Source organism: Streptomyces sp. NPDC006012, from assembly GCF_042871185.1.
Taxonomy (GTDB): domain Bacteria; phylum Actinomycetota; class Actinomycetes; order Streptomycetales; family Streptomycetaceae; genus Streptomyces.
The window spans coordinates 1-12,190 of the sequence record NZ_JBIAIE010000041.1; the positions used below are offsets into that span (position 1 = coordinate 1).

At 70.0% G+C, this 12,190-nt stretch carries 7 protein-coding genes and 5 pseudogenes; 5 read left to right on the plus strand and 7 right to left on the minus strand.

Going from position 1 to position 12,190, the window contains the following annotated elements; genetic code table 11:
* Positions 1–148: pseudogene (locus ACFYPJ_RS37135) on the plus strand (IS110 family transposase); the annotation flags it as partial.
* A gap of 8 nt (positions 149–156) precedes the next feature.
* Here the strand turns inward: ACFYPJ_RS37135 and ACFYPJ_RS37140 are convergent.
* The 6 genes and pseudogenes from ACFYPJ_RS37140 to ACFYPJ_RS37165 form a co-directional block, all read right to left on the minus strand.
* Positions 157–2,223 (minus strand): discoidin domain-containing protein, encoded by a 2,067-nt coding sequence (locus tag ACFYPJ_RS37140; protein WP_389026236.1) that lies wholly within the window; start codon positions 2,221–2,223, stop codon positions 157–159.
* Between the two features lie 311 nt (positions 2,224–2,534).
* Positions 2,535–3,017: pseudogene (locus ACFYPJ_RS37145) on the minus strand (hypothetical protein); the annotation flags it as partial.
* Positions 3,017–3,481 (minus strand): DUF2199 domain-containing protein, encoded by a 465-nt coding sequence (locus ACFYPJ_RS37150; RefSeq protein ID WP_389026254.1) that lies wholly within the window; start codon positions 3,479–3,481, stop codon positions 3,017–3,019. The gene ACFYPJ_RS37150 and the pseudogene ACFYPJ_RS37145, both read right to left, overlap by 1 nt.
* Before the next feature lie 254 nt (positions 3,482–3,735).
* Positions 3,736–4,026: pseudogene (locus ACFYPJ_RS37155) on the minus strand (RNA-binding protein); the annotation flags it as partial.
* Between the two features lie 419 nt (positions 4,027–4,445).
* Complete coding sequence (locus ACFYPJ_RS37160; protein ID WP_389026238.1) at positions 4,446–5,126, minus strand: NAD-dependent epimerase/dehydratase family protein; 681 nt, start codon at positions 5,124–5,126, stop codon at positions 4,446–4,448.
* A 219-nt stretch (positions 5,127–5,345) separates the two neighbouring features.
* Positions 5,346–5,564 (minus strand): hypothetical protein, encoded by a 219-nt coding sequence (locus ACFYPJ_RS37165; RefSeq protein ID WP_389026256.1) that lies wholly within the window; start codon positions 5,562–5,564, stop codon positions 5,346–5,348.
* Between ACFYPJ_RS37165 and ACFYPJ_RS37170 the strand changes: the two are divergent.
* The 4 genes and pseudogenes from ACFYPJ_RS37170 to ACFYPJ_RS37185 form a co-directional block, all read left to right on the plus strand.
* Positions 5,481–5,777 (plus strand): annotated as a pseudogene (locus tag ACFYPJ_RS37170) (ATP-binding protein); the annotation flags it as partial. The gene ACFYPJ_RS37165 and the pseudogene ACFYPJ_RS37170 sit on opposite strands and share 84 nt — an antisense overlap.
* 461 nt (positions 5,778–6,238) lie before the next feature.
* Positions 6,239–6,502: pseudogene (locus ACFYPJ_RS37175) on the plus strand (ISKra4 family transposase); the annotation flags it as partial.
* 163 nt (positions 6,503–6,665) lie between these two features.
* Positions 6,666–6,929, plus strand: coding sequence for a hypothetical protein (locus ACFYPJ_RS37180; RefSeq protein WP_389026240.1), 264 nt, complete (start codon positions 6,666–6,668; stop codon positions 6,927–6,929).
* Positions 6,930–7,327: 398 nt separating this feature from the next.
* Positions 7,328–11,071 carry a S8 family serine peptidase gene (locus tag ACFYPJ_RS37185; protein ID WP_389026242.1) on the plus strand — a complete coding sequence of 1,248 codons (3,744 nt, stop codon included), beginning with the start codon at positions 7,328–7,330 and terminating at the stop codon, positions 11,069–11,071.
* Between the two features lie 253 nt (positions 11,072–11,324).
* Here ACFYPJ_RS37185 and ACFYPJ_RS37190 read toward each other — a convergent pair whose 3' ends face one another.
* Positions 11,325–12,176, minus strand: coding sequence for an LLM class F420-dependent oxidoreductase (locus ACFYPJ_RS37190; protein WP_389026244.1), 852 nt, complete (start codon positions 12,174–12,176; stop codon positions 11,325–11,327).
* Positions 12,177–12,190: the final 14 nt, after the last annotated feature.

Here is a 12,190-nt window from a genome sequence, read left to right on the forward strand (position 1 = left end):
AAAGTTCTACGACCGCAAACGTGCCGAGGGGAAGAAGCACGTCCAAGCCGTGCTCGCCCTCGCCCGCCGACGCGTCAACGTCCTGTGGGCTCTGACCCGTGACCGGCGGTGCTACGAAGTCACACCGCCAGTGACTACGACCGCTTGACAACAGCATTAGGAAGCGTAGACGCCGACCTCGCGAAGCGAGTAGCCCCACTGGGTACCGCGCTCCAGCCCCTTCATTCGTACGTAGCGCGCCTGAGTCCGGACGAAACGTGCCGTGTCCAGGCCGCCGTCACCGGAGGCTGTGGACCACACCGTCTTCCAGTTCGTGCCGTCTTCCGACAGCTCGACGCGGTACGACTTCGCGTACGCCTGCTCCCAGTCGAGGGTGACGCGCTCGACCGGCTTCGCGGATCCGAGATCGATCCGCAGCCACTGGTCGTTGTTCCACTCGCTGGCCCAGCGGGTACCCGTGTCGCCGTCCACCGCCTGGCCGGGCCTGAAGCTGACGAACGGGTTCCACCACTCCGTTGAGGACGCCGTGGCGGCTGCGCCTGAGGCAAGGTTCTTCCCGGTCTTGTACTTCTCGGCGTTCCCCCAGGTGCGGAGGTAGGACTCGGCTCCCGAGAAGAGGTCGTCGACGACCCCCTGGCCGCCGACGGTCCGGATGTCCTCGATCCAGTCCGGGACCATGCCGTAGTGCGCGGCGCCGGCGGTGTTGAAGTCCCACGTGCGTTCGCCGGTGGTCTGCTTGTCGATCAGCGAACCGCCGTCCGTGCTGCGGAAGGGGTACTTCACCGGGTTCGGGGTGTCCCCGCCCCGTGGAGCCGGCCAGCCTCCGACACCGTTCATGTCGGTGCCGTAGCCGTAGCCGACCTTGTACTTCTCGCGCAGCGCGTCCGTGCGCTTGGCCTCCGCGCTGAAGGCCTCGGAGCCGCTCATGTACTGGGCGGCGAACCCGCCTAGCTTGTAGAGGCGTTCGGTCCAGCCCAGGTCCATCCAGCTGTGCGAGGAGATGGCACCAGGGTACGACTCGGATTCGAGGATGTCGAAGGCCTGGTCAGCGGCCTTGACGCTCATGTGGTCAAGCTCCAGCATCATGTTGCGCTTCATCATGCCGCGCACCGCGTACGCGCCCAGGTCGGTCAGCCCGCGGGTGTTGCACTGCGCACCCGAGGCGTACGAGGGGACGTCCACGCCCGTCGGGAGCCGCTTCTCCGCCTCCGGTGCCGCCGCGTTGCCGATGGGGTTGTCGTGCTGCGGGCCACGGCAGTTCTCCGTCGTCCAGAACGTTCCGGTCGACAGGAACTGGCCCACGTTGATGGCCGTACCGAGCGCGCCGGAGTCGAAGCGCACCCCGCACAGGGCGTTGTCGAACTTGTGGCACAGGAACATGCTGCTGACGCCCAGTTCCCGCAGCTCGTCCAGGCCCCGGTCGATGTCCTCCTTGCTGCATTGCGCGATGTCCAGGATCTGCTTGCAGCCGAACGGCTCCGAGGTCTCGACGCCCAGGACGACGGCCAGCTTGCCCTGCTCGATGACCTCTCGGGCCTGCGCGCTGTCCGTGACGATCCGGAACCAGCCCTTGCCCGGGCCGCCGTACATCTTGTCGATGAACGCCTGCATGTCGTACGTCTTCTTCGCCTCAAAACGGATGGCGGTCATCTCGTCACAGCTGCGGTCCTTGAAGAAGTACACCGAGCAGATCACGCCGTTGGTGACCAGGTCGTTGACCAGCACCCGCTGGCCACCGCGCCAGGCCCGCTCGATCCAGGCGTAGTAGTTCTGCTGGTGGGTCAGCGAGTCGTGGGCGGGCCAGTCCTTGAAGGTGGGCCACCCGTTGGGGTCGTGCCGGCCGTCGCCCCCCTTGGTGATCATGTCGAAGATGGCGAGCGAGCCGTCGGGGTAGTGCTCGGGGCAGTCCTTGAGCGCGTCGGCGACGCCCTGCTCCGAGAACGGCTTGCCGCAGATCAGCCGGCCGCCGAAGCCCTCGTTGGACATGATGTGGTCGTGGGCGTCGACGAAGCCCCTGACGCGACCCTGGGCGTCGGTGCCCTTAAAGGGCTCGCCCGTGACGTTGGTCTGCGAGTCGGGTGCGGGTCTCGCGGACGGATCCCACCAGTTGGAATCTGCCGCGGAGCTGGGCACCGGACCGAGCACCAGTGCCGTCACGGCGACAAGCAGCGCCACCACCGCGAACGATCTGGGCCTGCGGCGCGAAGGTTGAACGATGACCATCGCGTAGATCCTTAAATGTGAGCCGGACTCATATTCTGCTCTACGTTAGGGAGCCGAGCCCGCAACGCCAACCCCCTGGCGGCGTTCACGTTCGGCAGTTCACGCGGCCTTGGTCAGGGTGGACCGATTCCTCGCCCGGCGCGTGTCCGGCGGGCAGGGGCGCGGGGGCGGTGATGACTCCTCGTCCGTCATGGCGCGGCCACAGGAGGAGGGTGCCGGTCGCTCGACCGCACCGCTCATGCCGGTGGCGGGCCAGCCACCGCAGATTCGCCATGAACCCGGGTCCAGGACTCCGACGTGCGCGATACGGCTGACCCGACGGCTTCGCCTTTGATCCTCGTGACGGTCTTGGCCCAGCGAGCGGCATGGGCGGCGAGTGCCAAGGACTCCACCCATCCTTCTGTGCTGGCATGCAGGGGTGTCCAGCGGTAGGCGTCGACCCCGAACGCACCCTCGGGGCCGATCATGAACCCGTAGGCCATGGACACCCGGCAGCTCCCCGCCGGAAACGACCAGCCCTCAGCGGCCGAGCCCGCGGGACAGCCTGCATCCAGGATGCGCGGGCCGCCCTCGTAGAACGGGGCAGGCGGCAGGGCGAGGCCGCCCCAGCGGTCCTGGAAGGCCGAGGCCCGGTCGATCTCCGCAGCGGGAACCTCGCGCTCGATCCACGCGTCGCGGTGACGCCGGATGTCCTGCCGGGGGACATGGATGCCGTCCACCTCGACGAACCTCCGGGCCCGGCGGCTCAGGCCGGCAGGTGCGACTGGAATCGGTGATACCGGATTATCGGCCATCACCGCTGCTCACCACCGCCGACGTGAAGTACGGCCGCCGCGATCTCCCGGATGCGGTCCAGAGTGATCCCCGTGCGCTGTTCAACGGCGAGGGGATGGTCGGTGGGCTCAAGCTCGACGTAGGGGCGTTCACCGACCGGGCGGGTGTGGACATGCGTTTTCAGGTTGAGGGTCGTGGGCGAGTAGACCGGGAGGTCGGTGGTGAGCCAGCCGAAGTACGGCTGCTCCGCCTCGCGGTCGGGCCTGTCCCACAGATCTGCAGCCCGGGAGAAGCTCTCACGGCTGAGCGAGACCCAGACCCCCCAGGAAAACACCTCATCGCTGTCGATGACCGGTATCTCGATCAGGCCCTTGACGAAGTAATGCTGCCCGCGGACCACGCACTGGTCCGATGAGAGCAGGCAGTCGTCGGCGCCGACGAAAGCCGGATCCCACACGGCCGGGGCCTCGGCCGTGTAATTCATCGGCAGTTCAAGGTGCTGAGTCCCGCAGCACGTGCAAGTGAATCCGAGATCACTGGTCATGGCGGTGGAGCCTAGCGACAGGCGCCGGAGCCACCTTGGACGGGAAGCTCCTCACGTTCACCTTTGGCTGAGCCCGAACCGGGTCACCATCGGGCGCGCAGCACGCCGTCGCCGTCCGGCAGGACAGCACAGAGCAGCGGGTGGCGTTCGTCGAGAGACAAGGGCAAAACGCAGGCTGCTCGCGCATCGGTCAAGACCTCGGCCCCGTCGTGGTAGCCAGTGAGGTCGGGCGGGAAAAGCCCGCCGAGGCCGTGCCCCTCAACCGGCGGCTCCACACCGAAGTGGACGAAGCCGGTGACCGCAGGTTCGCGGATCTCCAACCGGTCGATGTCCGAGGCCTCCGCAAAGGCGGCGATCGCCGCCAGATACGCCGCTTCGACAGGTCCGTGGTCGCTGACTGTGTCCTCGACGCCGGTGTAGTGGCCGTGCTCGTCGCGGTCGGCAGGGGGGTACGTGGTAATCCGGTACACGAAGGACGGCGGCACACTGCTCCTTGGACGGACGGGCTCACGCAGGGCGAGTGGCGTGAGGTCCGCTTCTACGGCATCACCACGTTGGGCGGAGTCCTCTTCAACGCGTGGGACTGACATACCGGCAGGAGGCGCCGTTCGACGCCGACCGTAAAATGACAACCTGAGAGCGACCGCCTCGACGTCCTCGGCTCCGTCCGAGGCGTAGGCGACGGACACGTGGGGGTAACGGCTGGGCGCGGCCGTGAAACTCCCGCCCGTGCGGACCGTCTCCGGGGTGAGAGCATCCACGATCGCGGCGAACGGCTCCCTCGGCCACCCACCGATCTCGACCGCCACGACGCCGATGGACGGCCGGTCGAACGTCAGGGTGAACGGTCGGACCGTCCGCGCGTACTCGGCCTCGGATCGGGCCGTCGTGTGCCGATGCAGGGTCAGGGCGCCGGGGGACGGGATGCCGCTGCTTCGTTGATGTCGACCGTGGCCAGGACCCGGCTGGGCGGCCCGGCGTGGACGGTGTAGATCATGGCTTGCCCCAGTTGCGCGCTGCTGGTGACGTGGCGCGGGGCGAGGCGGCGCAGCAGCGGGTTCAGCGGGGCGAGGGCCCGATAGAGCAGTGCGTACCAGGCGGTCTTGGAGGTGGTGCCGGGCAGGGGGGTGATGAAGCCAGGGCGGAACATGTAGGAGCGGGGGGAGAGCGCCAGGAGGGCGTTCTCGGTCTCGCCCTTGACGCGGGCCCACATCATGCGGGACCTGCCGGTGGGGTCGGTGCCGGCACCGGAGACGTAGCAGAAGGCGAGGTCGGGGTTGGCGGCGAGCAGGGCGTGGGCGGCGGCCAGCGGGAAGTCTTGGGAGACCGTCCGGTAGTCGGCCTCGGTCTTGCCGGCCGCGGAGATGCCCAGGCAGTAGAAGCAGGCGTCGTATCCGGCCAGTTGGTCCTGGAGAGCGGTGAAGTCGGTGAAGTCGCCGTGGTGGGCCTCGTGGAGTTTGGGGTGGGCGCGGCCGGTGGGGGTGCGGCCGATGGCGAGGACGTCGGTGACTTCGTCATCGCGCAGGCAGGCGTCCAGGACGCCTTGGCCCACCATGCCGGTGGCGCCGAAGATGATGGTGCGCACGGTGTTCCTGTTCTGTCGTGGTCTCGTTGTGTCCGGTTGCCCGGGTGGGGACGCGGGGGTCCGCGGGTTCGGGTGCCGGCCCGCGGCCGGGTTCCGGGCGGGTCTCCGGCCCCGGGAACGTCGCCCGGGGCCGCGGCTTTCGCGGGGCGGCCGCCCGGCGGTGACGGTGCCCGGTGCATCGTCCCGATGTCCGGGCCGGCGAGGGGCGCCTCCGTCCTGTCAGGTGGTCGTGTCCGGGCGGCCACGGGTGGTGAGGCCAGGCAAGACGAGGGTGAGCCAGCGGTCGGTGGCCTCGGGAGTGCGGTAGGCGGGGGTGCCGCCGAAGCCGCAGGGCACCTGACCAGTAAACCCGGCAGCTACCTGCGGCCCGCCGTGCTCGTCCTGGACGAGGTCGGCTACCAGCCCCTCGCCCGCGCCGAAGCCAACCTGGTCTTCCAAGTGATCTCAAAGAGATACGAAAAGGGCTCGATCATCCTCACTTCGAACAAGACCTTCAGCGAATGGGGACAGGTGTTCGGCGATGAGGTCCTCGCCACCGCCATCCTCGACCGCCTCCTCCACCACTGCGGAGTCATCTCCACCAACGGTCCAAGCTACCGGCTCAAGAGCCGACTCTCCGCCATCGAACGCGATCGCAACGACGCAGCCTGACAGCCGGTTGGAGAGAGGCCCCAGCTACCTGGTGATTGGGCGCCTTGTACGGGCAGTGGTCCAGCGGGCGTTGCGAACCGCCGACCTGCCTCTGAGAGCCGCGAACTCGTTCGGCCCCCGCACGAGTCGGCATGCGCCGGTGTCCTGGTCCACGAGGATGGGCCAGTTTCCCCCGACTCGGATCGGACGCCCATCTTTGTTCTTCGCGGTGGCATGCCAGATGAAGCCGAACATGCCCGTGACGGCCGGGGTCGCCCACAGGCCGAGCTCAAAGGCCCATTCATCCCATCGTTGGGTCAAGCCACGACCGAACTCCTCTGCGAGCCGCCTCGCCTCTCTCTCCTCCAACAGGACCCCCTCCTACCGCGTCTGAATTCACAGGCAGACCCTACGAGAAAGGGCTCGAACGTGGTGCACGTATCTCCGTACCTGCTGGAGCAGCCAGAGGAGTACGCCGACAGCTCGTCGACGGCGCCCGCCATCAACTCGACCTGATCAGCGCCGAGACCGGCCGCCGCGGGATCACGGTCGATGTCCTGCTGGACTTCGTGCACGTCGCCGAGAACGCCTGGGCCGCCGCCCACGCCTTCCGCAAACCCGGCACCACCGAAGCCGAAGCATGGGCCGCCGACCGTCTTACTGTGATCCTCGCAGGTCAGGCTGCCGCTGAAATGACCGGCCAGGCTGAACGGAAACACTTGCCGGCTGCCCGGCGCGAGGCTGTCGAAGCAGGGCGGTTTCGGCACGCACGAGCCAGTCCATGGTCCGGCCGGCGATGCGGCGGGCCGCAGGTGAGATGAGGCACCACCGGGCAGTGGCCTGCAAGCCGCCTGTCAGGTGTTTCGGGTAGCCGGGAATCGCCTCCGTCTCGGAGCCGCCGGCATCCGGGTGGGCGGCAACCGGCTGCGGGGCGGCTTCGGCGCCGAGCACCTCGGTGAAGTCGAGGGCCGCATCGTCCAGCAGGCCTTCTTCTCGGTCCTGCCCGATGAGGCACAGGCGGCGCAGGTAGGCGCGGGCCGCGTGTTGCGGGTCGGGGTGGGCCGCGTGTTGCGGGTCGGGGTGGGCCGCGTGTTGCGGGTCGGGGTGGGCCGCGGCGGCGGTCTGCGGGTGTCGGGGCACCAGGTGGTCCAGGATGTTCTGCTGAAGCGTTGACCGTGGCCATCACGCAAGTGCGGACGGAGCCTTGAGACCGGTCATGTGGTGCTCAGGAGGGGGGGCGAACCCGCTCCGTGGATCTCCCGGTTCATCGCGCCGTCCCCCGTGCATCGGCGCCGCTCTCGGATTCCCCTCCGGTACGAGCCAAGGTCCCGCCGGTCTCGTCCGCCTGAATCAGTGAATCTCACTGCATATGAGATACGTGTCGGCATCTGGCCTTCTCCAGGTATGTGTGCCGGAATGCTCTGGCGGATGTGACGAATGTCCTGCGGTGAGGGGGCTGCCGGATGAATACATTCGGTCCGGTCCGGGTTTGCCACGTCGAACGGCGGAGAAAGTTTCCTGACCTGTCCGGTGGCAAACGTCGCCGGATCCTCCTCGAATCGGGAAGCACCTTGAGAAAACGGCTCACACACTGGTGGGCGTCGGCTCTGGCGGGGGCCACCGTCCTCGCCCTGTCGGCTCCGCTCACCGCAACCGCCGAAGCATCCATCACCCCGCCTGCCACGGCGGGTTCGACGGCAGACGGTCCGGTCGCGGAGCGCGTGCCGCCCGGCACGCACACCACCACGCTGATCACCGGTGACGTCGTCACCACCCGGCAGTCCGCCGGAGCCGGCTCGGCCGGCGGGACGGTCGAGGTCACCGGCCCGGACGGCGGTCCCGCCGAGGCCCACGTCACGGAGGCGGGCGGCAAACTGTACGTGTACCCGGACGCCGCCCTGCCCTACGTGGCCCGAGGCGTCCTGGACCGGCGGCTGTTCGATGTCACCGGCCTCGTCGCCGCCGGGTACGACGATGCTCGCCGCGACCGGCTGCCGCTGATCGTCTCCTACCGCTCCAGCCCCGCCGGTGCATGGCGGAGCGCACCGCCGGCCGGCGCGACCCGCACCCGGGACCTCAGCAGCCTGCACGGCGCCGCCCTGGCCCAAAGCCGCACAGGGGCAGCCGACTTCTGGGCCGCCGTCACCGGCGCGTCCGCTTCCCGCACCGCCGCGGGACAGGCAGCAGGCAGCTTCGGCCAGGGCATCGCCCACATCTGGCTGGACGGAAAGGTGACGGCGGACCTCGCCGACACCACCGCCCAGATCGGCGCCCCGAAGGTCTGGGCGGACGGTGACACCGGCCAGGGGGTCGACGTCGCCGTCCTGGACACCGGGGTCGACACGGAGCACCCGGACCTCACGGACCGGATAGCGGCCACCAGGAGTTTCGTACCGGACGAGAACGTCACCGACCGCAACGGGCACGGCACGCACGTCGCCTCGACGGTCGCCGGGACCGGCGCGGCCTCCGGCGGAAAGGAGCGCGGTGTCGCGCCCGGCGCCTCGCTCCACATCGGCAAGGTGCTCTCCGACGAGGGCTGGGGCCAGGACTCCTGGATCATCGCCGGCATGGAGTGGGCCGCCCGCGACCAGCACGCCAAGGTCGTCAACATGAGCCTGGGCTCGTCCGAGCCGTCCGACGGGACCGACCCGGAGAGCGAGGCGGTGAACCGGCTCAGCGCGGAGACCGGCACGCTGTTCGTCACCGCGGCGGGCAACACCGGAACGCCCGCCAGTATCGGCGGCCCCGGTGCCGCCGACGCGGCGCTGACCGTGGGAGCGGTCGACTCGACGGACTCCGTGGCGTACTTCTCCAGCCAGGGCCCGCGCGTGGGTGACGGGGCGTTGAAGCCGGAGATCACCGCGCCGGGCGTCGACGTCCTCGCCGCGCGCTCGCAGTACGCGCCCGAGGGATCCGGCAGCTACCAGACGCTCAGCGGCACCTCCATGGCCGCCCCCCACGTCACCGGTGCCGCCGCCCTCCTGGCCCGCACCCACCCGGATCTGACGGGCAGTCAACTCAAGGACCTGCTCACCAGCACCTCCGTACTGACCCCGCAGTACGACGCTTTCCAGGCGGGCAGCGGACGCCTGGACGTGGCGGCGGCCTCGACGGCGAGCGTGTTCGCGTCGGCGACCGCGTACGCGGGCCAGGCGCCGCAGGGCGGTTCGGGCAGCGTGGTCCGGCGTCCGGTGACGTACACCAACGCCTCGGCAGCGCCGGTCACCCTCACGCTGTCGGTGGCGGCCCCGAACGCCCCCGCCGGGCTGTTCGGGCTGTCGGCGGACCAGGTGGTCGTGCCCGCGCACGGCACGGCCGCCGTCACCGTCACCATCGACGCCACGCGGGCGCCGGGCAACGGCCGCTACAGCGGGCAGATCCTGGCGACCGGCCCCACCGGCACACCGCTCGCCCACACCGCCGTGTCGCTGGGTGACGTGGCGCACAAGCTGAAGCTGGTGCTCAAGGACGCCCACGGCAACCCCATGCCGGGCGTCGTCCAGGTTCTCAAGTCCGGCGAGTACGACCCGATGTTCGTCGTCGTCGACGAGTCGGGCACCGCAGAAATGTTTCTTCAGAACGACGTGTACTCGGTCCTGGCCTTCAAGGACGTCCAGGGCCTGCACGGCCCGCACTCGCTGGGCATGGCGCTGCTCGGTGACCCCGAGGTGACCCTCGACCACGACACCACCGTCACGCTGGACGCGGCGAGGATACGCCGGATCGACATGACCACACCGCAGCGGACCGAGACCACCTACCAGCGGCTGGAGTACAACCGCTCGATGGGCGGAGCCTTCTGGCGCGACTTCATGGAGACCCAGACCAGCTACGACAGCCTGTGGGCGCAGCCCACCACCGAGCGGGTCCGGCACGGCGACTTCCACATGGCCGCGCGGTGGCGCAAGGAGGAGCCCGCGCTCAGTGTCGCCACGGCCACCACCGACTTCACGGACGTGCTGCGCCAGGCGGCCGTGACGCCGCTGCCCGAGGGACGGCGCACGCTGCGCACGGTCGTCGCGGGCAACGGCTCGGCGGCCGACTACACCGGGCTCGACGTGCGAGGCAAGGCGGTCGTCGTACGCCGCACCGCCGAGGTCGGCGACGTCGAGCAGGCCCAGGCCGCCGCGGCGGCCGGTGCACGGCTGCTGCTCGTCGTGAACGACCAGCCGGGGCGGCAGATCCGCGAGTACGGCAGCGACCCGTTCACCCCGGCCGCCCTGGACGTCGCCCTGCTGAGCACGGACGAGGGCGAGAGGCTGATCGGCCAGGTGCGCCAGGGCCGGAACGCCCTGACGGTCACATCCGTGCCGGCCAGCCCGTACGTGTACGACCTGATGCAGACCTGGCACAACGAGATCCCCGCCGACCTGGTCGTCAAGGGCGGCCCGCGCAATCTGGCCCGCGTCGACGTGTCCTTCGACAGCCCGGATCCGACGCGCGGCGGCGGTGAGTACCGCTTCGACTGGCCCTCGTACTCCAACTGGGGCATCGGGACGACGATGCGGGAGCCGGTGAACAGCCGCCGCGTCGACTGGGTCTCCACCACCGGGGACAACCGGTGGGGCCAGGAGGCCTACGTCGACAACCTGCTGTACGAGATCGAGCCCAAGCGCAGCTACCAGGCGGGCAGCCGGCAGACGCAGGAGTGGTTCAAACCGATCGCGCGTCCCTACCTCAATGACAACTACAAGGCACCGAGCCGCAGCGGCGACCGGCTGAGCGCCGACGTGCCGGGCTGGGGCGGCGGCGACCACGTCGGGATGTCCATGGACTACGAGCGGACCCGGCAGAACCTCACCCTGTCCCAGGGCGCCACGGTGCTCGGCCAAAGCAGCACGGGGACCGTCGTCGCGGGTGACGCGCCCTCGGCAGGCGCGCTGCCCTACCGGCTGGTCGTCGAGAACAGCCGGGACGCCACCGTCAGCCGCTATTCCCCCAGCACCCGCACCGAGTGGACCTTCACGTCCAAGGCCCCGGCCCCGGACACCCAGGCGGTGCTGCCCCTGCTCCAACTCGACTACGCGGTCCCGACGGACGGTGCGGACCGGGCGAGCAGGCAGGCCGGCCTCGCGGTCACCGCACTGCACCTGCCCGGGGCGACGGGAGCGGGCCGCGTCGACCGGCTCACCGTCGACGTGTCGTACGACGACGGGCACCGCTGGCAGCGGCTGCGGGAGCGGAACGACGGCGGGCACTACGCCCTGGACGCACCGCGCGGCGCCGGCTTCGTCTCGCTGCGGGTGAGCGCCGGTGACACGGCGGGCAACACGGTGACCCAGACGGTGAGCCGCGCCTTCGGCCTGCGCTGAGGCACCGCCACCCGGCGGCCGTCCCGCCTGCGCCGGCGTGAAGCGGCTCTGCGGCATCCTTGGCGTCGCCCGCTCGCGCTTGTGCTACTGGCGCCGGACAGCCGCGGGCCGCCCGGCGGCCGGGAACGGCGAGGTGGTCCAGCACAAGCGCGGCCGGGCGACATCGTCGGGCGAGCGGCTTCGCGGTGCCGCTACCGCCGGGGCGGCGCACCTGGGCCGGGGCCGGGGGGTCAGGGGTGGCGGACGGGTGCCCTCACCGGGGCCCTGCCGTGGCACCGGCCGGAGTGAGCAGGGGGTCCGGGGCCGCCGCGCGGTTCGTCTCGTCCCGGAAGGCCAGCCAGTCCAGGACCGGGGCGGTGTCGAACGCCGGTCCCGGCGAGACCAGTTGAAAGAGCCGGGTGCCGGCGTCGAGGAGGCCCTGGCCGACGTCGTCCGGTCCCTGGCGGAACACGCGGGCGGAGCGTTCGATCGCGCCGGGGTCGCGGCCGACCTGGGTGCACCACTCGTCCAGGACCTGGTGCTTCTCGGCGATCTCGTCGGGCTGGCCGAAGCCGTGCCAGATGTCGGCGTGTTCGGCCGCGAACCGCAGGGTCTTGCGGACGCCGTTGCCTCCGATCAGCAGGGGGATCCGGCGGGTCGGGCGGGGGTCGAGCTTGTCCCAGCGGCGCCGGATCCGGGGCAGGGCCTCACCGAGCGCGTCCAGCCGGCTGCCGGGGGTGCCGAACTCGTAGCCGTACTCCACGTGGTCGCGTTCGCTCCAGCCGGAGCCGATCCCGAGGATCAGCCGGCCCTCGCTGATGTGGTCGGTGGTGCAGGCCATGTCGGCGAGCAGGTCGGGGTTGCGGTACGAGTTGGACGTCACCAGCGGGCCGAACTCGACCCGGGAGGTGGCCTCGGCCCAGGCGCCGAGCATGGTCCAGCACTCGTAGCGGGGGCCGTCGGCGGATCCGTACACCGGGAAGAAGTGGTCCCAGTTGAACAGGATGTCGACGCCGATCTCCTCGAACCGGGCGGCGGCCCGGCGGATCTCGGCGTAGGTGCAGCGCTGCGGCTGGATCTGGACGCCGATCCGGACCGGATACTTGGCGTAGGGGCGGGTCTCCACGATGGCTCCTTGCA